Source organism: Phenylobacterium sp. (assembly GCF_031360265.1).
In the GTDB taxonomy this organism is placed as follows: Bacteria; Pseudomonadota; Alphaproteobacteria; order Caulobacterales; family Caulobacteraceae; genus Phenylobacterium.
Genome location: NZ_JANMBF010000018.1, coordinates 1 through 21,773, shown reverse-complemented (window position 1 = coordinate 21,773; position 21,773 = coordinate 1). Strand labels below are relative to the sequence as shown.

Here is a 21,773-nt window from a genome sequence, read left to right as displayed (position 1 = left end):
CTATCGTCCGCCGCCCGCGCCGGACTATGCAAAGCGCGGCGCCTGGGCGCTGATGCCGACCACGCCCGACGCGCCGACCGCCGCGGACCCGCCGGCCGATGTGTTCTTCGTCTCGCCCACCACCTTTGAAGGCGGCAAGGACTGGAACGATACGATCGACAACGCCCGGTCCGACCAGCTCTTCCGACGGGTCATGGCCCCCAACTACGCGGGTCCCTTCGTGCGGGTGGGGCGGATCTTCGCGCCGCGCTACCGGCAGGCCGGGCTCTACAGCCTGTTGACCCTCAGCGAGGACGCCCGCGACGCCCGCAAGCTCGCCTACGCCGATGTCCGCCAGGCCTTCCGCCACTGGCGCGACCACGACGGCGCGGGCCGCCCGTTCCTGATCGTCGGGGTGGAACAGGGTGGGACCCTGGCGGCGCGACTACTGGCCGAGGAGGTGGCGCCCGACGCCGCGCTGCGCGCGCGCCTGGCCGGGGCCTATCTGATCGAGACCGTGGTCCCGGCCGCGGACCCGCCGCTGCCGCCCTGCGCGCGTCGCGGCCAGCCCGGCTGTCTCGCCGCCTGGGTCAGCGTTGCGGACGCAGAGATCGGCCGCGGCCGCCTGCTGCTCGACCGGGCGCTGGTCTGGGACGTCCAGGGGGACCTTCAGAACCTCAAGGGCGCGGCGCTCTGTTTCAACCCGATCCTCGGCGCGACGACCGAAGAGCCCGCGCCCGCGCGCCTGCATCAGGGCGCGGCCAACGCCACGGGCCTGGAGTGGGGGGCTCGCCCGGCGTTCCTGGCGCGACAGGTCGCCGCCCGTTGCCGGGGCGGCGTGCTGCGGGTCACTCTTCCGAGATCGGCTTCGCTGAAGCCATCGGGATCCTGGACCGAGCAACGGATGGCGCCGGATTTCAATCTGTTCTACGCCGACCTGGAGAGTGACGCCCAGGCCCGCGTGGCGGCCTTGACCCGGCCCTGAGCCTGCTGTCCTCGTAGCGTCCAAACAACCGGGAGATACGCCATGGCCCAGGCCAATCGTCAGATCGTGCTGGATCGGCTGCCACAGGGCGACAGGCTCGCGCCCGATCACTTCAGGCTGGCCGAGGCGGCGATACCCCAGCCGGGTGAGGGCGAAGTGCTGCTGCGCACGCGCTATATTTCGCTCGACGCGGCCAACCGGGCCTGGATGCAGGGCGCGACCTACCGCGCCGCGTTGAGCTCGGGCCAGGTGATGGCCGGCGGAACTCTCGCCGAAGTGGTCGAGTCGCACGTCGACCACCTCAAGCCCGGCGACGCGGTGTTCGCCGACACCGGCTGGCAGGACTATGCGGTCCTGCCCGGCAAGCGGCTGGCGAAACTGCCCGACCTCGAACCCATGACCCATCTGCTGAGCGTCTTCGGCGTCGCGGGCCTCACCGCCTATTTCGGTCTGCTGGAGTGCGGGCGGCCCAAGGCCGGCGAGACCGTGGTGGTGTCTGCGGCGGCGGGCTCTGTCGGCTCGATCGTCGGCCAGATCGCCAGGATCAAGGGCTGTCGCGTGGTGGGCGTGGCCGGCGGGGCCGAGAAGGGGCGCTGGCTGGTCGATGAACTCGGGTTCGACGCGGCCATCGACTACAAGGCCGGCGGGTTGCGCCAGCAGATGAAGGACGCCGTGCCCGAGGGCATCGACGTCTATTTCGACAACACCGGCGGCGAGATCTTCGAGACCTGCCTGTTCGCCATGAAGAATTTCGGCCGCATCGCCTGCTGCGGCGCGGTCTCCCAGTACGATGGCGCGGCGCCGCCCCACGGCCCCCGCGGCATCCCCGGGCTGATCGTCACCAAGCGCCTGACCCTGCGCGGCTTCGTGGTCATGGACTTCGACGACCAGCGCGAGGCCGCCCTCAAGGAGCTGCAAGGCTGGGTCGCTTCCGGCCAGATCAAGGTCCAGGAAGACATCATCGACGGCCTGGAGAACACGCCAGCGGCCCTGATCGGCCTGCTGAACGGCGAGAACCGGGGGAAGCGGATGGTGAGGGTGCGTTAGCCGGCGTCCCGCAGGCCCAACCCGGCCTTCCAGTCGAACAGTTCCTGCAGCACCTGCAGCGCCTTGCCGCGCTCGGTTTTGAGTTCGGGGTCGCGGTTCACGATCAGGCGCGCGTCGTCGCCGGCCGCGGCGATCAGGTCGCGGTGGGTGAAGGGGTCGGCGAAGACGTAGTCTGGAAAGCCCGACTGCCTGAGGCCCAGGGCATCGCCGCCGCCGCGCAGCTCCAGGTCGGTCTCGGCGATCCGGAAGCCGTCGTCGGTGCGCCGCAGGATGTCCAGCCGCTTCTGGGCGGTCTCCGACAGCGGCGCGTCGTAGAGCAGCACGCAGGCGCTTTCCTGGCGGCCCCGCCCGACCCGGCCGCGCAGCTGGTGCAGTTGCGCCAGGCCGAAACGCTCGGCCTGTTCGACCACCATGATGGTGGCATTGGGCACGTTGACCCCGACCTCGACCACCGTGGTGGCCACCAGCACCGAGAGCCGGCCGTCGGCGAACTCGGCCATCACCGCGTCCTTGGCCGCGGGCGCCATCCTGCCGTGGATCAGCCCGACGCTGGGACCGATCGTCGCCTTCAGCTCGGCGGCGCGGGTCTCGGCGGCCTTGAGGTCGATCAGTTCGGACTCCGACACCAGGGGGCAGATCCAGAAGGCCTGAGCGCCGCCGGCGACGGCCTCGCGCAGGCGCTGCTCGACCTGGCCGATGCGGGTCATCGGCACGGCGCGGGTGGCGACCGGGGTGCGGCCGGGGGGCTTCTCGTCAATGCGGCTGACGTCGAGATCGCCATAGACGGTGAGCTCCAGGGTGCGCGGGATCGGGGTGGCCGACATGGCCAGCAGGTGCGTCCCCCAGCCCTTGGTCTGCAGCCGCTGGCGCTCGCTGACCCCGAAGCGGTGCTGTTCGTCGACGACGGCCAGCTGCAGCTGGTGAAAGGCGACGTCGTCCTGGAAGAGCGCGTGGGTGCCCACCGCCACCTGCACCGCCCCGCTGGCGAGCGCGCGCAGCTTCTCGGCCCGAGGGGCGCCCTTGTCGCGACCGGTCAGCAGGATCACGCCGATGCCGTGCGCGGTCAGCGGGCCGGCGAGGGTCTCATAGTGTTGGCGGGCGAGGATCTCCGTGGGAGCCATCAGCGCGCTCTGGCCGCCGCCCGCGGCCACGTCGGCCATGGCGCACATGGCCACGACCGTCTTGCCGGACCCGACGTCGCCCTGGATCAGCCGGCTCATCCGCTCGCCGGTGGCCAGGTCCGCGCGGATCTCGGAGAGCGATCGGTCCTGGGCACCGGTGAATTGGAACGGCAGGTCGGCGCGGATCCGTTGCGCGATGTCGCTCGTGACCACCTTGGCGGCGGGCTCGCGGCGTCGTTCGGACCGGCGTTGCGCCATGGCCAGCTGCTGGGCCAGCAGCTCGTCATAGGCCAGGCGGCGATAGTGCGGGCTGGTGGGCGAAAGGTCGGCCTCGATCTGTGGCGTGTGCAGGCGCGCCAGCGCCACCCGGAAGGTCGGGAACCGCTCGCGCGCCAGCCAGGCCGCGTCCTGCCACTCGGGCAGCTCCGGCGTGCGGTCCAGGGCCTCGCCGACGAACCTGCGCACGGTCCGCGCCGGCAACCCTTGCGTCGCCGGATAGATCGGCTCGATGTCGGGGATGTCGCCGGCCTTGTCGGGGGCCAGAAGGTAGTCCGGATGGACGATCTGCCACTCGTCGCGGAATTGCTCGACCTTGCCCGACACCAGCCGCCGGGCGTTGGCCGGATGGCGCTGCTCGAGCCCCGACCCGAAGCTGCCGAAGAACACCAGACTGATGAACCCGGTCTGGTCGAAGGCGCGGATGCGCCAGGGCTGCGCCGGACCTCGGGGCCGCTCGACGCCGGCGATGGTTACCTCGAAAGTCATCACCTGGCCGTCGATGGCGGTGGAGACCGTGGCCGGCGTCCGGCGGACCAGCGAATGGGGCTTGAGGAACGCCACATCGCGGACGATTGGACCCGCCAGCTTCTCCAGCAACGGGGCCACGCGCGGCCCCACGCCCCTCAGCGAGGTGATCGGCGCATAGAGCGGGAACAGAATCTCGGGCCGCATGGCGCCAGCATAGACGACTGGCGCGATCCTGGCTGGCAATGGGGCGACGGCCGCTCTATATCCGCGACCTCTCGATGACTGACATGGACGACGCCCGGCTGAAGAAGCTGAAGTTCCGCGCCTGGCGCCGGGGTTTCAGGGAAGCGGACCTCATTCTGGGGCCGTTCGCAGATCGGCACGTCTCGACGTTCTCGCCGGCCGAGCTCGACTGGTTCGAGGTCCTGCTCGATCAGCCCGACCAGGATGTCTACGCCTGGATCATCGGAACCCTGCCGGCGCCCGAGCAATTTGACGGCGAGATCATGAAGAAAATCCAGGCGTTCCGGATGCATGTTCATGCCGCGCGGGGTGACGACCGTGGCGGCTGACGGCTCGCGGCCGACCACCGCGGCGGATCTGCGCCGGGTCGCCGACGATCCGGGCGGCCTGGACCTGATCGGCGCGCCGGAGGGCTTTGACGCCCTGGTGATGGCCGACATCGTGCGCGCCCGCAAAGGCCTGTCGGTGTTCGTCGCCCGCGACGGGGCGCGGATTTCCGCGTTCAGCGACGCCTTCCGGTTCTTCGCGCCGGAGATCGAGATCCTCACCTTCCCGGCCTGGGACTGCCTGCCCTACGACCGGATCGGGCCGTCCGCCGGGCTGGCGGCGCAGCGGATGACCACGCTGTCGCGTCTGGCCGCGCGCCTCGACGAACAGGCGCCGGCGCTGCTGGTGACCTCGGTTCCGGCGCTGGTGCAGCGCGTACCGCCGCTCAGCGTCGTGCAAAGGGCCGGCTATTCCGCGCGCACCGGCAATGCGGTCGAGATCGCCGACCTGGAAACCTATTTCGCCATCAACGGCTACCAGCGCGCGTCCACCGTGTCCGAGCGTGGTGAGTTCGCCATCCGCGGCGGGGTGATCGACGTCTTCCCGCCGTCGGCCGATGAGCCGGTGCGTCTCGATCTTTTCGGCGACACCCTGGAATCTATCCGCGCCTTCGATCCGGAAACCCAGCGTTCCACCCGCCAACTGAAGGACATCAGCCTGCTGCCGGTCAGCGAGGCCCTGCTCGACAAGGAGGCGATCGCGCGGTTCCGCAGCGGCTATCTGGAGGCGTTCGGCGCCGCCGGCGACGACCCGCTCTACGCCACGGTTTCCGAGGGCGGCCGCCGCGCCGGGATGGAGCACTGGCTGCCGCTGTTCTATCCGGGGATGGCGAGCCTGTTCGACTATCTGCCCGACAGCGCCGTCATCGCCCTGGACCACCTGTCGCGTGAGGCGCGCGACGAGCGTCTGGCCCTGATCAACGACGCCTACGACGCACGCGCCACCGCTGACCGCAAGGCGCAGTACCATCCGCTGGCGCCCGACCGGCTCTATCTGACGGCGGAGGAGTGGCAGGGACTGCTGGCCCGGCGCGCCACGCGGCGGTTCTCCTCGTTCCAGGAGGCGCCGGGCGACACCGTCATCGACATGGGGGCCCGCGCCGGACGCAGCTTCGCGCCGGAACGGCACAAGGACAGCGTCAACCTGTTCGAGGCCACGGCCAGCCACGCCACAACGCTGGCGGCCGGCGGCAAGCGGGTGCTGTTCGCGTCGTGGTCGGAGGGCTCGTCCGAGCGGCTGGGCGTGATGCTGGCCGACCACGGCCTGAGCGACGTCCCCTATGCCGCCTACTGGGACGCCGCGCGCGCGGCCAGCCCCAAGACGCCGCAGCGGGTCGTGCTGCCGCTGGACGCCGGGTTCGAGACCGAGACCCTGGCGGTGATCTCCGAGACCGACATCCTGGGCGACCGGCTGGCGCGGCCCAGGCGGCGGCGGCGCGCGTCAAACTTCCTGGCCGAAGCCTCGTCGCTGACACCCGGCGACCTGGTGGTGCACATCGACCACGGCATCGGCCGCTACGACGGGTTGAAGACGCTGGAGGTGCAGGGGGCGCCGCACGACTGCCTGGAGATCCAGTACGGCGGGGAGTCCAAGCTCTACCTGCCGGTGGAGAACATCGACCTTTTGACCCGCTACGGCGCGGAGACCGACGGTGTGGTGCTGGACCGGCTGGGCGGCGCGGCCTGGCAGGCGCGCAAGGCCCGCGCCAAGCAACGGCTGCGCGAGATGGCCGAGGGCCTGATCCGCATCGCCGCCGAGCGCGCGACCCGCGTCACCGACCCCATCGACCCGCCGCACGGGGTGTTCGACGAATTTTGCGCCCGCTTCCCCTACGAGGAGACCGAGGACCAGCTGACCGCCATCGGCGACGTGCTGGAGGACCTGGCGGCCGGCAAGCCGATGGACCGCCTGATCTGCGGCGACGTGGGCTTTGGCAAGACCGAGGTGGCGTTGCGCGCGGCCTTCGTGGTGGCCATGAGCGGCCAGCAGGTCGCAGTGGTCGCGCCCACCACCCTGTTGGCGCGCCAGCACTTCAAGACCTTCACCGAGCGCTTCGACGGCTGGCCGGTGAAGGTGCGAAGGCTTTCCCGCCTGGTCCCGGCCCGGGAGGCCGCCGAGACCCGCGAGGCGCTCAAGAACGGCGAGGTCGAGATCATCGTCGGCACCCACGCGGTGCTGTCCAAGCAGGTTGGGTTCCGCGACCTGGGCCTGGTGATCGTCGATGAGGAGCAGCACTTCGGGGTCAAGCACAAGGAGAAGCTCAAGGAGCTGCGCGCCGATGTGCACATGCTGACCCTGACCGCCACGCCGATCCCGCGGACGTTGCAGATGTCGCTGTCGGGCCTGCGCGAGATGTCGATCATCGCCACCCCGCCGGTCGACCGGCTGGCGGTGCGCACCAACGTCACGCCGTGGGATCCGGTGGTGGTTCGCGAAGCCCTGCTGCGCGAGAAGTACCGAGGCGGCCAGGCCTACTACGTGGCGCCGCGCATCGCCGACCTGCCGGAACTAGAACGGTTCCTGCGCACCCAGGTGCCGGAGGTGAAGTTCCTGGTCGGCCACGGACAGATGGCGCCGACCCAGCTGGAGGAGGTGATGAGCGCCTTCTATGACGGCCAGTATGACGTGCTGCTGTCGACAACGATCGTCGAGAGCGGCCTGGACATCCCCACCGCCAACACCTTGATCATCCATCGCGCCGACATGTTCGGCCTGTCCCAGCTCTATCAGCTGCGAGGCCGGGTCGGCCGCGCCAAGAGCCGCGCATATGCCTATCTGACCACCCCGGCGGAGAAGCAGATCACGCTGTCGGCCGAGAAGCGCCTGAAGGTGCTGCAGTCGCTGGACAGCCTGGGCGCCGGGTTCCAGCTGGCCAGCCACGACCTGGATATCCGCGGCGGCGGCAATCTGCTCGGCGAGGAACAGTCGGGCCACATCCGCGTGATCGGGGTCGAGCTCTACCAGCAGATGCTGGAGGACGCGGTGAACGAGCTGAAGACCCGCGCCGGGGCGGAGGGCCTGGAATCCGACCGGGGCTGGTCGCCACAGATCAACACCGGCGCCGCGGTGCTGATCCCCGAGGCCTATGTCCCGGACCTGAACGTGCGCCTTTCGCTCTATCGCCGCCTGTCGGACGCGGAGAAGGCGCAGGACCGCGAGGCGCTGGCCGCCGAACTGATCGACCGCTTCGGCCCCCTGCCGCCGGAAGCCGGCCAGTTGTTGAAGGTGGTGGCGATCAAGGGTCTGTGCCGCGAAGCCAATGTCGCCAAGATCGACGTCGGCCCAAAGGGCGCGGTGGTGTCGTTCCGCAACGACGACTTTAAGAATCCCGCCGGCCTGATCGACTTCATTGGCAAAAACCCGGTCGCCTGGCGCATCCGGCCCGATCACAAGGTGGTGGTGAAGGGCGAGTGGGAAACCCCGGAACAACGCCTGGGCGCCGCCGAGCGGGTGCTGCGGGAACTGGCGAAGCTCGCCGCTTAGGCGCAGTCTCCCACCCGGGACAACGGGACGGGGGCGACCATGAGACTTTCGGCGATCCTGGCGGCGGCCGCCTTGGCCAGCGCGGCCGGCGGCGGCGCGTGGGCGCAGGACCTGACCGCCACCGACCTGCGCTGCGTGGTGGCCTTCACGGTGCTGGTGAACAACCCGACCTATCACGAGGCGGCCGCCTCGGGGATTTTCTACTTCCTTGGCCGCGTCGAGGGCCGCGAACACCAGCTGGATCTGGCGCACGCGCTGCACGACACGCGACGCGGCATGCAGAACGGTGACTTTCTGACCGAGGCGCAGCGTTGCGGCGCACTGTTGAAGGCCAAGAACGATTCGTTGAAAGCGATGAACTCGACCGTCTCGCAGAAGCGCGGGGTGGGTTAGGCCGGCGTCGCCCTCAGCCGGCCTTCAGCCCCTGGGCGTGGGAGGCGGCCTCCTCCAGAGCGCGACCGGCGGTCTCGGCGGAGGGGACCGAGGCGACCCCAAGATCGAAATCAACGACGAAGGGCGGGTTGCCTTCGCCGGCCTCGAACGCCGTGCAGCCGATCACCGCGGCGATCCGCTCGCCGGCCAGCCTGGCGTTGGCCAGCACGGTGGACGGCAGGGCGAGCGCGAACACCTCCGGGCCCAGGCGGGCGGCGGTGTCTTCAACCCGGACGAGACGACTGACCATCGAGCCGATCTGCGGCACCGCGCGGTCCAGCCAGCCGCCGGCGCGGGCGGCCTGGGTTTCCGCACGGTCGGCCACCTTCAGCACGCAGACGCTGAGCGCGCGGTTGCGGACCTTGGAGGCCTGGGCGAGGCGGGCCAGGTGGGCGGCGAACATGTCGCGCGTAAAGAGCCCTGTCGCCGGGTCCATCAGGCCCGAGCCGCGCGCCTGCTCCAGCGCCGCGCGGACCGCCATCTGGCGACGATAGCTGCGCGCCAGTTCGACGATGCGGCGCGCGGTCTCGCTCTCTGGCGTCTCGGGCGAGGCGACGTCCGACAGGCCCCGATGGTAGGCCTCCGAGGTGGTGACGTAGGAGTCCTTGCGCATGTAGAGCAGCGCCGGCGTGTGATAGAGTCGGGTGTTGCGCCGCAGGCCCGCGGCGATCGACAGGGCCTCCTGCGGGTTGTCGCCGGCCCAGAGCACCACCGCGTCGAAGATCCGCTCATGCAGGTAGTCGAAGGCGGTGTAGGCGGTGAAGGCGCCGACCACGTCGGCTCCGTTGCGCAGCAGAGCGTTGGAGAGCGCCAGGAACTGCGGCGCCGGCTCGCCGATGGCCAGGATGCGATAGGGGCTGACATCGAGATCCGGCGCGTCGAACACGCGGCCGGAGTCGGCGAAGGTTTCCTGCCGAAGCTCGAATTCCTCTTCGGCGACAGCGGTTCTGACCAGGGTTTCCAGCCGCATGGCGGCCTGGGCGGGATGCAGCGGCGAGGCCAGCGTCACGTCGAAGCCATAGGTTTCCAGGATCGGGTCAGGGTCGCCGATGGCGATTACCGGCAGCTTGCGCGGCGCGCAGGCGGCCTTCAGGCGACGCGCCAGGCCCAGGGCTTCCTCGCCGACGCCGCGCAGGTCGATGATCGCAGCCTCGATCTGCAGGTCCGCCAGCGCCGCGACCGCCGCATAGCGGCCGCGCGCGGTGATGGTCTTCCAGCCCAGACGGTCCAGTCCCTCGGCGAGTTCCCCCGCCAAGGCGTCATCCCGCGCGACGATCAGCACGCGCGCCTGGACGGTTGCCGTCATTTCTCCCATTCCTCTCGCCAGAGCGAGTCCCATCGAGGGTGAATCGCGCGCCGCCAGGATAGCCGGCAAGCTTAAGTTGTGACAGGCCCCAGACACGCCCGAAGGCACGCCCGAAGACACACCCAAAGATACACCGGAGGATTAAGATGGAACGAAGCCTGGAAGGGCAGGTGGCGGTGGTCACCGGAGCATCTGGCGGGCTCGGCGCACATTTCGCCAGGCTGTTGTCGCGCCAGGGCGCCACAGTGGCGCTGACGGCGCGCCGGCTGGACAAGGTCGAGGCCCTGGCGGGCGAACTGGCCGGCGCGGGAGGTCGCGCCATGGCCCTGCGGCTGGATGTCGCGGACGCCGAGACCATCGGCCCGGCTCTCGACGAGATCGAGGCGGCGCTGGGGCCGATCTCGATCCTGGTCAACAACGCCGGGGTGGGCGGCGAGGGGATGGCTCTGGACGTGTCGGTCGCCGATCTGCGCAATGCCTTCGCGGTGAACGCTATCGCGCCGTTTGTCGCCGCCCGGGAGGCCGCCCGGCTGATGCTGAGCTCCGGCGTCGCCGAGCGGGGCGAGGGGCGGATCCTCAACATCGCCTCCATCGCCAGTCAGACCGTGCTGCCGGGACTTGGCGCCTATTGCGGGTCGAAGGCGGCGGTGGCGATGATTACCCGGAGCCTGGCGCGGGAGTGGGCGCGACGCGGGATCGCGGTCAATGCGCTGGCGCCCGGCTACATCGAGACCGACCTCAACGCCGCCTGGTGGCCGACGGAGGGGGGTCAGCGGCAGCTGAAGGGCTTCCCGCGCCGCCGGCTGATGCAGGAAAGCGACCTGGACGCGGCGTTCCTGTTGCTGGTCGGACCGGCGGCGACGGCCATCACGGGAACCCTGATCGTCATCGACGACGGCCAGTCCCTGCCCGGCGGCGGCTGACGCCGGAGGGCTTGGCTGACCGAAGGGCAGGGCGCCTTATTGAACCCAACACGAGGAGTGACGCGATGCGCCAGGGGCCGCTGACGGGACTTAAGGTGGTGGAGTTCGCCGGGATCGGGCCAGGTCCGTTCTGCGGCATGCTGCTGTCGGACCTGGGCGCCGATGTGGTGCGGATCGACCGCAAGGGCGGTCGGGGCGGCGCGCCCAGCGATGTGACCGCGCGGGGCCGGCGCTCCGTGGCGCTGGACCTGAAGACGCCGGCGGCCGTTGAAGCCTGTCTGAAGCTGATGGAACAGGCCGACGCGGTGTTTGAAGGCTTCCGGCCGGGGGTCATGGAGCGCCTGGGCCTGGGGCCTGACGTGGCGCTCAAGCGCAACCCGAAGCTGGTCTTCGGCCGGATGACCGGCTGGGGCCAGACCGGCCCCTACGCCAATGCCGCCGGGCACGACATGAACTACATCGCCATCACCGGCGCACTGCACGCCATCGGCACGGCGGACAAGCCGGTGCCGCCCCTGAATCTGGTCGGAGACTTCGGCGGCGGCGCGCTCTATCTCGCCTTCGGCCTGCTGGCCGGGGTGATCCAGGCGCGCGAAAGCGGCAAGGGTCAGGTCATCGACTGCGCCATGAGCGATGGCGCGGCCTCGCTGATGGCCATGTTCTACGGCTTCAAGGCTTCCGGCGCCTGGAAGGAAGAGCGGCGCCAGAACCTGCTGGATGGCGGCGCCCACTTCTACGACACCTACCAGTGCTCAGATGGGAAGTGGATCTCGATCGGGTCGATCGAGCCGCAGTTCTATGCGCTGCTGCTGGAAAAGACCGGGATCACCGACCCCGAGTTCGCCAGCCAGATGGATCGGTCGAAGTGGCCCCAGCTGCGCGCGAAGCTGGCGGCGGCCATCGCCGGCAAGACGCAAGGCCAGTGGTGCGCGATCATGGACGCCACCGACGTCTGTTTTGCCCCTGTGCTCGATCTCGATGAGGCGCCGAAGCACCCGCACAACGCCGCCCGCCAGACCTTTGTCGAGGTGGCCGGGGTGATCCAGCCGGCGCCGGCGCCGCGCTTCTCGGCCACGCCCGGGGCCATCCAGGGCCGGCCGCCGGCGATTGGCGCGCATGATCGGGAGGCTCTTATCGACTGGGGATTTTCCACCGCTGAAATCGACGCCCTCACTGGACCGGCGCGATAGCTTACATTTCCTGACGGCGGCGTTCAGCCGGGGTTCAGGGGCGGGAGAGCAATCTCACCCCGGGTTGTTCGTCGCGTTCTCCCGTCCCTCGAAGCGGCGAACCGCCTGATGGAACCACACGCCCATCGCGCGGCGCGTCACCCCTCAACCGGTGGCGCGCCGTTTGCGTCTTGCATGATCAGGCGTTCCTCAGCATCTACCGCGCGATGACGGCCCCTCGGTTCATTTCTCGCCTGCGGGCCATACATTGGGACCCCCTCTACTGGCTGGGGGTATCGCTGCGGACGCTTGGCCGGGCCTTGGCGCGGGTGTGGGGCCGCGATGTCATGCTCTACACGGGCGGCGTGTCGTTCTTCAGCCTGCTGGCGATCTTCCCGGCGCTGGCGATCATGATCACGCTCTACAGCCTGCTCTCCGACCCGATTCAGGCGGCGAAGGAAGGCGAGGCCCTGGCCCGGCTGATCCCGGCCGGAGCGCGCGATATCGTCCAGACCGAACTGGTGCGCCTGGCCAGGGCGCCGCACGTGGCGATGTCCACCCAGAGCGGGTTCGCCCTGCTGATCGGCCTTTACGCGGCGCATCGCGGCTTCAAGGCCATGCTGGCGGGCCTGTCGTTCATCCATGACGAGGACGAACCCCGCGGCTTCCTGAGCTTCAACCTGATGGCGCTGGGGGTGCTGGTCGCCAGTTTCGCGCTGCTGGGCGTGGTCTCGGTGGTCTTCGTCGGCCTGCGGGTCATGGGCACGGCCTTCGAGCTGCGGCCTTTGCGCGGGGTGTCTTGGCTCTACAGCGAATGGACCTGGTCCAGCGCCGTCCTGACGCTCGGCATGGGCCTGATCTACCGCTGGGCGATGTCGCGGCGGCCGGTGGACTGGCGCGCGTCGCTGCTGGGCGGGGCGACGGCGGCGGTGCTGTGCCTGTTCGCCTCCTGGGCGACGGCCTTCTACGTGACCCAGATCGTCCACCTGGGGGCGACCTATGGCTCCATCGCCACGGTGGTGGTGTTCCTGATCTGGCTGTCCTGGAACGTCAACGCGATCTTCTTCGGCGGAGCTCTGGCCACCGAGGTGGAGCTCGCTATCGACGCGCACGCCGCCGCGCATCCCCGGCGAAGACCGGCGGCGAGCGGCCTATGAGCTGGCGATCAGGAAGCTGAAGCCGCCATCCACCTCTTCGCGCGCCAGGATGACGGCGCCGGCTTCCTTGGCGAAGTGCGGCACATCGATGCGCGCCATGGGGTCGTCGGCCAACAGACGCACGCGCGCGCCGACGGGCGCGGCCGCCAGCGCCTTGCGAAGACGGAGCGTCGGCACGGGACAGCGGTGGCCGCGCGCATCGATGAGAATTTCCGCCTGGAAACGTCTGGAGGACATGCCAAGCCCCTTACACCGCCTGCGCGTCGCGCGGCCAGTCACAAGGCTGGCCCGCCGGATTGTTCGCACCGGCCAAGGCGCATGAACGGTCCGGCTCGCGTCGTTGCGGTCAGCGCCAAGGCCCGGCACGGGATCAACAAGGCCAACCGCGCCACCATCCGACTGTTGGCCGGCGAGGGCGTGGAGGGCGACGCGCACTGCGGCGCCACGGTCAAGCACCGCAGTCGCTGGCGGCGGGATCCGACGCAGCCGAACGTGCGTCAGGTGCATCTGCTGCATGGCGAGTTCTTCGAGGGACTCGCCACCAAGGGGTTCGAGGTCACGCCCGGACTGATGGGCGAAAATGTCACCACCCGTGGGGTCGACCTGCTCAGTCTGCCGACGGGAGCCCGCCTGCGGTTGGGCCCGGACGCGGTCGTGCAGCTCACGGGTCTGCGCAACCCCTGCTATCAGCTGGACCGCATCTATCCGGGCCTGATGGCCGCCTGCCTGGACCGGCGCGACGGTGATCTGGTGCGGCTGGCCGGGGTGATGGCGGTCGTTCTGGTTGCAGGCGAGGTGACGGCGGGCGACGCGATCGGGATTGAATTGCCGCCGACCCCGCACGCGGCGTTGAAGGTCGTCTGATCGGGCGCGAAGACGCCGCCGGTCGCAAGACCGACGGCGCCCTTGTCTTTCAGCGGTGATGCGTTCAGGCGGCGACAGGGGTCAGGCGACGACGACGGAGCGCCGCGCCGGTCAGGCCGAGGCCGCCGATCATCAGCGCCCAGCTGGCCGGCTCCGGCACGCCGCCGCTGACCATGTTCTGAACGCCGCCGCCGAACTGGCCGTGCGCCAGCAGGGCGCGGGCGCGTTCGTGGCCGTTGAACAGGTGGGCGAGCGCCAGGTAATGGACGATCTCGCCGTCGATCTCCGCATCCGTGGAGGTCGCCCGCAGACCGGTTACATAGGGGTTGGTATATTCCAGCGACCAGATCGCGCCCTGGATGGCGGAGAGGTCGTTGGCGATGTCGCTGTCGCCGGAATAGTAGACGTGGCGGCCGATGTCGGCCAGGTGACCAATCCGGTTCGACGTCACGTCGTCGATCGGATCGCCGGCCCCGGTGAATTCCAGAACGCCCCAGGTGAAGGTCAGCGGCGGCGCGTAGTGCGTCACGTTGATGTTGTGCTCAAGGTCGGCGCAGAACACCAGCTGGGAACCGTTGAAGATGATCCCCGTGGAATTCTCGCCGCCATGCCCGGGCACGGAGACCGTGTTCATCCCGGTAATGCCGACGTCGCTGACCATCAGCGTGCTGGCCAGGGCCGAAGATGTGAACATCACGGCGCCGGTCACGGCCAAGGCACCCAAGACAAATTTACGAAGCATAGACGAGCCCCCAAACAACAGCCGAGAACAACATGTCTCGACAACAAACCCCAATGGACCCTGCCTATAGGGAATTTTCAGAAGGGTTGAAAGCGGACTCACTTTGCTGGGGAATTCCGCAACCTCAAGACTAGATATTGTCGAAATATAGGTTAATTTCCCCGCTGTGGTTGTGCTACGCGTCAGGCGCCGGCCGAGCGCGCTGGTTGTAGAGCAGGGCGCGGCGGCGGGCCTGCTCCTCAGGGCTGAGGCTGGCGGGATCCTCCGACGGCAGCCCGGCGGTCACCGCCATGCCACGCTGCACGGCGGGCCGCGCCGACAGGTCCTCGAACCAACGTTTGAAGTGTTTGAACTCGTCGAGATCGATGCCCTGCAGTTTCCAGCTGGCCGTCCAGGGATAGGAGATCATGTCGGCGATCGAATAGTCCTCACCCGCCAGATAGGGGCGGTCATAGAGGCGGTTGTTCATCACCCCGTAGAGCCGGTGAGTTTCGTCGGCAAAACGCCGCTGGGCATAGGACTGGTCGCCCTGATCGGCCGGCACGCGGCTGAAGTGACCGCGCTCGCCGGTCTTCGGACCCTGGTTGGCCATCTGCCACATCACCCACTGGGCGACCTCGTAGCGGCCGCGAACGTCCCGCGGCCAGAACCGTCCTTCCTTTTCGGCCAGATACATCAGGATCGCGCCGGACTCGAAGACGGCGATCGGATCGCCCCCGCCCTTCGGCTCGGTGTCGACGATGGCCGGCATCCGGTTGTTCGGGCTGATCTTCAGGAAGCCGTCTTCGAACTGATCGCCGCGACCGATGTGAACCGGGACGATGCGATAGGGAATGTCGAGCTCTTCCAGAAGGATGGTCACCTTCTTGCCGTTGGGGGTGGGCCAGTAGTGGACGTCGATCATTGGGTTCGCCTCATTTCGCCGGATGCGAGGCGCAAACCCTAGGCCACCCGCCTCAGAGGACAAGCCGGCGGCGTTGACCCCGGAGGGACCCGCCGTGTCTAGGCGAGCAGCGCCCGGCGGCGACGCAGCGAGGCGCCCATCAGGCCGAAGCCCGAAACCATCATCGCCCAGGTGGCCCGTTCCGGCACGCCGTGCGTGGCGTCTTTGGTGCTGGCGAAGTAGGCGCGGTCGATCACGAAATCCTTCGCCGGGTAACCAAAGCTGTTGAAGGAGAACGTGAACGCTCCGGCGCCGGAAACCAGCGCCGTGCCGGCGCCCGAGAAGTGGTTCCAGCTGGTGACCGGGCTGGCGCTGGCCGAGAAGCTGGCGAAGGTCAGGCCGGCGACGGTGGCGCTGAGCGTCGCGTCGTTGACGTTGTGCGCGCCATTCGCCGGCAGATAGACGTCGAAACCGAAGGTGTAGCTGGTTCCGGCGACGAAGCTGACCACCTGGCTGAGCGTCTGCGGGTGCGCCAGGTCGGCCACGAAATAGAGCCCATGGGTCCCGGCGGCATCGAAGCCAGGATTGCCAACGGCGTTGTCGTTGGGGACCACTTCGCCGAACGCGCCGGTGGGATAGCCGCCGCCCGACAGATTGGTGATCACCACCGGCGGATAGCCATCGCCCGAGCTCCCACCGAGCGTCCAGCCGGAAAGGCCGCTCTCGAAGCTGCCGTTGGTCAGCAGGTTTCCGGCCTGGGCAGGCGCGGCCGCCAGCAGGGTCGTGGCGAGCAGCGCCAGGGCGATCTTGTTCATCAGTGATTCTCAAAGCCTTACGGGCCGCATCGCGCGGCGACAACGTCGGCCCGGGCTATGACGGCGCCCCCGCGCCAGCGCAATTGGCTTCACCTTCAGGGGGAATCTTAAGCATGTGCGGCCACAATTGGATGCGGTCGGCGCGGTGCGCTACAGACCACAGGTGGAGCCCTGCGCCGAGCCCTGCTAGAAGCCCGTTTCCGGACGGGTGGCCGAGTGGTTTAAGGCAGCGGTCTTGAAAACCGCCGTGGGTGAAAGCCCACCGTGGGTTCGAATCCCACCCCGTCCGCAAGTGGCGCGGTGTCCAGCCTTAACACCTGGTCTGCCTACCCCGCGACCGCATTGATCTGCGCCGTCTTGCGCGACGCCGGGACCACCGGGATCTCGGACTCGGCCAGGGGAGCCATCCAGACCTTCCGGGCCATGGCGGCTTCAAGGAACGGTGCGAGTTCGGCGGCCTTCTTGGCCTCGCGCTCGGCGACCTGGGCCTTGAACGCGCCCATCACCTCGGCGGCGAACAGCTCGAGGCTTTCGCAGATGTGGGCGTGCTTGTTGCGGCCGGCCTGCTGCAGAAAGATCACCTGATCGACGCCGGCCGTCTGGAAGGCTTCGATGTGGTCGCGGATGTCGGCGGGGGTGCCGATGCCGCTGGCGTTGCGGGCGGCGGCCCGGGTGGCGGCGATGATCTCGTCGTCGCTGCGGGCGCGGGATTTCTGGAAGTCCTCGAACAGGGTCGAGCGGCCGGGCAGGGCGTCGTGGGCGACCAGCGCATTGACCGCGTAGCTGAAGAACTCGAACCCTTCCTGACCCCGGCGGATCGCCTCGGCGCGGTCGGGATGGACGGAGAAGTTGGAGACCATGGCCAGGTTGGCGTTCACCGCATGGCCGATCGGAACGCACTGATCGGACCTGATGATCCCGTAGTAGATCTCGGCCCAGTCACGCGCCTCCTGCGGATCGACGAAGGAGAAGGCCAGTGCGCCCAGGCCGTTGGCGGCGGCCACCTTGATGGTGTCGCGATTGGTGCAGGCCATCCACATCGGCGGGTGCGGGGTCTGCACCGGCTTGGGCACGATGTTGCGGCAGGGAAAGGAAAAGCCCTTGCCCTCGAAGCCGGGGTAGGGGGCCATGACCATCATGTTGGCGATCTGCTCGGCGGCTTCCAGCGCCAGGGCGCGCTTCTCGCGGGCGGGAATGCCGAAGCCGCCGAGTTCCAGCCGCGTGGCGCCCTCGCCGATGCCGAAATCCAGGCGACCCCGGGAGATGATGTCCAGCGTGCCCAGGCCCTCGGCGGTGCGGGCCGGGTGGTTGTAGTTGGGGATCACCTGGCGGATGCCGTGGCCCACGCGGATGGTCTTGGTCAGGGCCGCGCAAGCCGCGAGAAACACCTCTGGCGCCGAGGAATGGGAATACTCTTCCAGGAAGTGATGTTCGACCTCCCAGGCGTAGTCATAGCCCAGCCGGTCGGCGAGCACGACCTGCTCCAGGGCCTCGTGGAACAGGCGCGCCTCGTCCCCCGGATTCCAGGGCTTGGGCAGCTGGTGCTCGTAGAAGATCCCGAACCGCATGGCAGATGTCCTCCCGTCGCCCCTCACGCGGAGGCTTGGCCTTCAACTCACGCGCCGGCGCGGGGTTTGGCAACCCTCGGTTAACCCTGTCGCAAACTTCGTGGCCGAAGCTGCCGCGTCCTCAACGGTGCGGAGCGGGTCACCATGAACAGGCAAGCCGCGCGCGGCTCCGGCCGGATCGCCCTGGTGCTGCTGGCCGGCGCCAGTCTGGCGGCCTGCGCGACCCTGGCCCCGAAGTACCCGGCGGGCGCAGGCGCGCGCGGCGCGGCGCCCTCGGGCCCGACCGGCTACAAGACTGGCCAGCCCTATCAGGTTGGCGGCGTCTGGTACGCGCCCAAGGACCAGCCGGACTACGACCGGACCGGGATCGCGTCATGGTATGGCGACGCCTTCCACCTGAAGCCGACGGCCGACGGCGAGATCTTCGACATGAACGCGATCTCGGCGGCGCACACGACCCTGCCCTTGCCCTCGACGGTCGAGGTGACCAACCTCGACAACGGCCGCAGGCTGACCGTGCGGGTCAACGATCGGGGCCCTTTCGTGGGCGGCCGGATCATCGACCTCAGCCACGCCGCGGCGCGTGAACTGGGCTACGACCGGGCGGGCCTGGCCCATGTCCGGGTGCGCTATATCGGTCCCGCGCCGCTGGCGGGTCCGCAGGCCGGCGTGCGCTACGCTCAGGCGGCGCCGGCTCGCGTGGCGACCGCGGTTCGTCCCGCCGACGAGGAGATCTTCGAAGATCGGACGCCCGACACCGGAGCGGAGGCCGAAGCCCTCGCCGCGCCCGACCCTGAAGAGATCCTGCCTGTCGCCGCGCCCGAGCCGGTGACGGTCAGCACGCTTGCCCCCCTCCCGGAGACTCGCGCCGCGGCCTATCGCATCCAGGCCGGCGCCTTCAGCGACGAGGCCCAGGCTCGAAAGGTCGCCGAGCAACTCGCGCCGGCGGGCGTGGCGACCGTGGAGCCGGTGGAACGCAATGGCCTGACACTCTATCGCGTGCTGCTGCCCGGACCGGCCGACGAGGCGCAAGCCTATGCGTTGCGCGACCGGGTGGCGGTGATCGGCTTTACCGACGCGCGAGTGATCCGGCCGTTCTAGCGCGGGAGCGTGGTTAGGCCAGGACAGGCCTACGTCGACGCGCGATAGCGCCAATCGCGCCGAAGCCCGTCAGCAGCATGGCCCAGGTCGCCGGTTCCGGCACGCCGCCCGGGTCGCCATGCGTGGGGTCGTAGACCAGGTTGTCGTAGGCGAGGCCGCCTAGGTCCGAGGTGAACACCGAAACGCCGGCGATGTCCTCGAAGCCGCCGCTGCGGTGAAAGCCGAAGCTTCCGTGGACATTGACGGTGACCCGTTGGATCAGCCCCCCGGCGCCGTTGAAGAAATCCAGTGTGGTAAGCTTCGGCCCGCCTTCGTCGAAGAACTGCTGGAAGCCGAAGAATGAGGTCGGGTGGGCGAACAGCACTGCAAACGAGCCCTCGCCGTAGCCGTTGCCATCGAGGCAGCCGAGGTTGCCGCAGGGGATCAGGTTGTGGGTGCCGTTGTCGGTGCCGAGGTCGAGGTTCCGCCCCGGCGCGCCGGTCTGCAGCGTCAGTGGGCCGCCGGGGCTGCCCGACAGGACGTCGTTCCCACCGCTGAACGAGAGGTTCTGGCCGGCGAACCGTTCCGCGAACCTGGCGCCGCCTGAGTTGAGGATGCCGTCGTAGTTCACGCCAGGAAATGGCGCGGCGGCGGCGTCCTCGAAGTCGATGACCATCAGGCCCGTGGTCGTGTAGGCCACGACGTCAATAGGGTCCGCATGCGCTAGGCCCGCGCTTGCGAAACCCAAGGCCAGGGCGGCGAGCATTGCAGTGACTTGGCGGGTCATGATGTTACCTCGGTTGGCGATTCACGAACGCTAGGTTGTGAAATCAACAAGGACCACCGGCTTCGCGTCACACGAGAAGTGTGTGCGCCAAGCCCCGCTAGACTTCCGCAGCGAACGGGCCAATTTGGCCCGGTGAAGCACGGTCGGTTCATCACCTTCGAAGGCGGCGAGGGGGCGGGGAAATCCACCCAGCTCAAGCGCCTTGCCGCGCGCCTGCAGTCCCAGGGTCGCGAGGTCGTGGCGACGCGCGAGCCCGGGGGATCGCCGGGCGCCGAGGCGATTCGCGGACTGGTGCTGACCGGCGCCGCGGACCGCTGGAGTCCGGTGGCCGAGACGCTGCTGATGTACGCCGCGCGGCGCGACCATGTGGAGCGGCTGATCAGGCCGGCGCTGGCGCGCGGCGACTGGGTGATCTGCGACCGCTTCGCCGACTCGACCCGAGCCTATCAGGGGGCGGCGGGGGGTACGCCGCCGGAGCTGATCGCGTCGCTGGAACACTTCATTCTTGAAGAGACCCGGCCGGACCTCACCCTGATCTTCGACCTGCCGGTCGAGGTCGGGCTGGCGCGCGCCCATGCGCGGGCGGGTTCAGAGCTGCGTTTCGAGTCCAAGGGCCTAGCGTTCCACGAGCGGCTGCGAGGCGCCTTCCTGGCCATCGCCAAGGCCGAGCCGGACCGCTGCGCCCTGATCGACGCCGACGGCTCGGTCGAGGTTGTCGAGGCCCGGGTCTGGGCGACTGTCGAGGGCCGGCTGGCGGCCCATGGCTGAGATCCCCCACCCCCGCGAGGTGTTCGACCTGGAAGGCCACGAGGCGGCCGAGGCGGCGTTCGAGGCCAGCCGGGCGCGCGGGCGGCTGCATCACGCCTGGCTGCTGACCGGGCCGGAGGGCGTGGGCAAGGCGACCTTCGCCTATCGCGCGACGCGGCAGCTGCTGGGCGCTCCCGCTGATCCGAGCCACGGCGTCCTGGGCGCCAGCCCCGACCATCCGGTCAGCCGCCAGATCATCGCCCACGCCCACCCCGACCTCTTTGTGCTGGAGCGGCTGGGCGAGGACGGCAAGGTGCGCAAGACCATCCCGGTCGAGGAAGCTCGCAGGATCTCGGAGTTCTTCTCCAAGTCGCCGGCCAGCGCGCCGCACCGGGTGGCGATCGTCGATGCGGCCGACGACCTCAATCCCTTTGGCGCCAACGCCATCCTGAAGACCCTGGAGGAGCCGCCGACGCGCGGGGTGCTGTTGCTGGTCAGTCACGCGCCGGGGCGCCTGCTGGCGACCATCCGCTCGCGCTGCCGGCGTCTGGCGTTCGCGCCCCTGCCGCTGGAGGAGGCCGCCGCCTTTGTCCGCGCGCGCGAGGATGTCAGCGAGGAGGCGGCGTTGCGGCTGGCGCGGATGTCCGGCGGGGCGCCGGGGCGGGCCTGGACCCTGGCCGGGGCCCAGGCGATCGCCATCGATGACGTCGCGCGGGCTCTTCTCGAACAGCTGCCGAGGGTGGACGAGGCCGCAGCCCTGGCCCTGGCCGAGCGGTTCCGGGGCGGGGAGGGCCAGGCGCAGTTCAACCTGTTGTTCGACCGCCTGGCCGAGCGGGTGCATGGCCTGGCGGCGCGGCGCGCGAGCGAGGGGGTCGGCGACCTGGATCGCTGGGCGCAGGTCTGGGAGACGCTGCGGCGGCTGCCGCGCGAGGCCGAGGCGCTGAACCTCGACCGCGCCGACGCCCTGTTCACCGCCCTGGGCGAACTGCGCCAGGCGGCGCGTTAGGGCGCCCCGATGCTGATCGACAGCCACGTGAACCTGCACGCGCCCCAGTTCGACGCCGACCGCCAGGCGGTGATCGACCGCGCCCGGGCCGGCGGCGTGGGCCTGATGGTCAATATCTGTGACCGGGTTTCGAACTTCCAGGCGGTCCGCGCGCTGGCCGAGGCGCCCGACATCTGGTGCACCGTGGGGACCCATCCGCACGAGGCCAAGGAGGACCCGGATCTGGCGGCGGCGCGGCTGATCGAGATGGCGGCCGACCCGCGCGTGGTGGGCATCGGCGAGACCGGCCTCGACTTCCACTATGACCTCAGCCCGCGCGACATCCAGGCCCGGGTGTTCCGCGTCCACGCGGCGGCGGCGCG

At 69.3% G+C, this 21,773-nt stretch carries 21 protein-coding genes and 1 tRNA gene; 14 read left to right on the top strand and 8 right to left on the bottom strand.

Annotated features, from left to right (window positions below; all coding sequences use genetic code 11):
* Together RMN86_RS01360 and RMN86_RS01355 are read left to right on the top strand one after the other, a co-directional pair.
* Positions 1–964 (top strand): DUF3089 domain-containing protein (locus tag RMN86_RS01360; RefSeq protein WP_309604027.1); only part of this gene is annotated, 964 nt, incomplete at its 5' end.
* A gap of 42 nt (positions 965–1,006) precedes the next feature.
* Positions 1,007–2,011 (top strand): NADP-dependent oxidoreductase, encoded by a 1,005-nt coding sequence (locus tag RMN86_RS01355; RefSeq protein WP_309604026.1) that lies wholly within the window; start codon positions 1,007–1,009, stop codon positions 2,009–2,011.
* On the opposite strand, the gene recG is transcribed toward RMN86_RS01355, so the two are convergent.
* Complete coding sequence (recG, locus tag RMN86_RS01350) at positions 2,008–4,083, bottom strand: ATP-dependent DNA helicase RecG (RefSeq protein WP_309604025.1); 2,076 nt, start codon at positions 4,081–4,083, stop codon at positions 2,008–2,010. The genes RMN86_RS01355 and recG overlap by 4 nt on opposite strands.
* A gap of 38 nt (positions 4,084–4,121) precedes the next feature.
* Here recG and RMN86_RS01345 point away from each other — a divergent pair, with 38 nt between their 5' ends.
* From RMN86_RS01345 to RMN86_RS01335, 3 genes are read left to right on the top strand one after another with little or no spacing between them, the layout of a single operon-like run.
* Entirely contained in the window at positions 4,122–4,451 is a 330-nt protein-coding gene (locus RMN86_RS01345) for a succinate dehydrogenase assembly factor 2 (protein ID WP_309604024.1), read from the top strand.
* Positions 4,414–7,932, top strand: a complete 3,519-nt coding sequence (gene mfd / locus RMN86_RS01340; protein ID WP_405041296.1) for a transcription-repair coupling factor — start codon at positions 4,414–4,416, stop codon at positions 7,930–7,932. The genes RMN86_RS01345 and mfd overlap by 38 nt, the downstream gene beginning before the upstream one ends.
* Before the next feature lie 39 nt (positions 7,933–7,971).
* Positions 7,972–8,325: a hypothetical protein gene (locus RMN86_RS01335; protein ID WP_309604023.1), complete on the top strand. Its 354-nt coding sequence runs from the start codon at positions 7,972–7,974 to the stop codon at positions 8,323–8,325.
* A gap of 13 nt (positions 8,326–8,338) precedes the next feature.
* On the opposite strand, the gene RMN86_RS01330 is transcribed toward RMN86_RS01335, so the two are convergent.
* Positions 8,339–9,670 carry a diguanylate cyclase domain-containing protein gene (locus RMN86_RS01330; RefSeq protein ID WP_309604022.1) on the bottom strand — a complete coding sequence of 444 codons (1,332 nt, stop codon included), beginning with the start codon at positions 9,668–9,670 and terminating at the stop codon, positions 8,339–8,341.
* 146 nt (positions 9,671–9,816) lie between these two features.
* Here RMN86_RS01330 and RMN86_RS01325 point away from each other — a divergent pair, with 146 nt between their 5' ends.
* The 3 genes from RMN86_RS01325 to RMN86_RS01315 all read left to right on the top strand — a co-directional run bounded on the left by RMN86_RS01325 (position 9,817) and on the right by RMN86_RS01315 (position 12,919).
* Positions 9,817–10,593, top strand: coding sequence for an SDR family NAD(P)-dependent oxidoreductase (locus RMN86_RS01325; protein ID WP_309604021.1), 777 nt, complete (start codon positions 9,817–9,819; stop codon positions 10,591–10,593).
* A gap of 65 nt (positions 10,594–10,658) precedes the next feature.
* Complete coding sequence (locus RMN86_RS01320) at positions 10,659–11,783, top strand: CaiB/BaiF CoA-transferase family protein (RefSeq protein ID WP_309604020.1); 1,125 nt, start codon at positions 10,659–10,661, stop codon at positions 11,781–11,783.
* 170 nt (positions 11,784–11,953) lie between these two features.
* Positions 11,954–12,919 carry a YihY/virulence factor BrkB family protein gene (locus RMN86_RS01315; RefSeq protein ID WP_309604019.1) on the top strand — a complete coding sequence of 322 codons (966 nt, stop codon included), beginning with the start codon at positions 11,954–11,956 and terminating at the stop codon, positions 12,917–12,919.
* On the opposite strand, the gene RMN86_RS01310 is transcribed toward RMN86_RS01315, so the two are convergent.
* Positions 12,914–13,156: a sulfurtransferase TusA family protein gene (locus RMN86_RS01310; protein ID WP_309604018.1), complete on the bottom strand. Its 243-nt coding sequence runs from the start codon at positions 13,154–13,156 to the stop codon at positions 12,914–12,916. The two genes, RMN86_RS01315 and RMN86_RS01310, sit on opposite strands and share 6 nt — an antisense overlap.
* A gap of 81 nt (positions 13,157–13,237) precedes the next feature.
* Here RMN86_RS01310 and RMN86_RS01305 point away from each other — a divergent pair, with 81 nt between their 5' ends.
* Complete coding sequence (locus RMN86_RS01305) at positions 13,238–13,783, top strand: MOSC domain-containing protein (protein ID WP_309604017.1); 546 nt, start codon at positions 13,238–13,240, stop codon at positions 13,781–13,783.
* Positions 13,784–13,847: 64 nt separating this feature from the next.
* Here RMN86_RS01305 and RMN86_RS01300 read toward each other — a convergent pair whose 3' ends face one another.
* The 3 genes from RMN86_RS01300 to RMN86_RS01290 form a co-directional block, all read right to left on the bottom strand.
* Positions 13,848–14,477 carry a PEPxxWA-CTERM sorting domain-containing protein gene (locus tag RMN86_RS01300; RefSeq protein ID WP_309604016.1) on the bottom strand — a complete coding sequence of 210 codons (630 nt, stop codon included), beginning with the start codon at positions 14,475–14,477 and terminating at the stop codon, positions 13,848–13,850.
* A 223-nt stretch (positions 14,478–14,700) separates the two neighbouring features.
* Complete coding sequence (locus RMN86_RS01295) at positions 14,701–15,429, bottom strand: glutathione S-transferase N-terminal domain-containing protein (protein ID WP_309604015.1); 729 nt, start codon at positions 15,427–15,429, stop codon at positions 14,701–14,703.
* Between the two features lie 98 nt (positions 15,430–15,527).
* Positions 15,528–16,223: a PEPxxWA-CTERM sorting domain-containing protein gene (locus RMN86_RS01290; protein ID WP_309604014.1), complete on the bottom strand. Its 696-nt coding sequence runs from the start codon at positions 16,221–16,223 to the stop codon at positions 15,528–15,530.
* Between the two features lie 202 nt (positions 16,224–16,425).
* Here RMN86_RS01290 and RMN86_RS01285 point away from each other — a divergent pair.
* A tRNA-Ser gene (locus tag RMN86_RS01285) sits at positions 16,426–16,512 on the top strand.
* Positions 16,513–16,549: 37 nt separating this feature from the next.
* On the opposite strand, the gene RMN86_RS01280 is transcribed toward RMN86_RS01285, so the two are convergent.
* Entirely contained in the window at positions 16,550–17,791 is a 1,242-nt protein-coding gene (locus tag RMN86_RS01280) for an LLM class flavin-dependent oxidoreductase (protein ID WP_309604013.1), read from the bottom strand.
* Positions 17,792–17,935: 144 nt separating this feature from the next.
* On the opposite strand from RMN86_RS01280, the gene RMN86_RS01275 reads away from it, so the two are divergent.
* Entirely contained in the window at positions 17,936–18,892 is a 957-nt protein-coding gene (locus RMN86_RS01275) for a septal ring lytic transglycosylase RlpA family protein (protein WP_309604012.1), read from the top strand.
* A gap of 13 nt (positions 18,893–18,905) precedes the next feature.
* On the opposite strand, the gene RMN86_RS01270 is transcribed toward RMN86_RS01275, so the two are convergent.
* Positions 18,906–19,658: a PEPxxWA-CTERM sorting domain-containing protein gene (locus RMN86_RS01270; RefSeq protein WP_309604011.1), complete on the bottom strand. Its 753-nt coding sequence runs from the start codon at positions 19,656–19,658 to the stop codon at positions 18,906–18,908.
* 132 nt (positions 19,659–19,790) lie between these two features.
* On the opposite strand from RMN86_RS01270, the gene tmk reads away from it, so the two are divergent.
* From tmk to RMN86_RS01255, 3 genes are all read left to right on the top strand, one after another.
* Positions 19,791–20,426 carry a dTMP kinase gene (tmk, locus tag RMN86_RS01265; RefSeq protein ID WP_309604010.1) on the top strand — a complete coding sequence of 212 codons (636 nt, stop codon included), beginning with the start codon at positions 19,791–19,793 and terminating at the stop codon, positions 20,424–20,426.
* The gene (locus RMN86_RS01260; RefSeq protein ID WP_309604009.1) at positions 20,419–21,411 is read left to right on the top strand and encodes a DNA polymerase III subunit delta'; all 993 of its coding nucleotides are present in this window, start codon (positions 20,419–20,421) and stop codon (positions 21,409–21,411) included. Before tmk ends, RMN86_RS01260 begins: the two co-directional genes overlap by 8 nt.
* Before the next feature lie 9 nt (positions 21,412–21,420).
* Positions 21,421–21,773: TatD family hydrolase (locus RMN86_RS01255; protein WP_309604008.1), on the top strand; the 353-nt coding region annotated here is incomplete at its 3' end.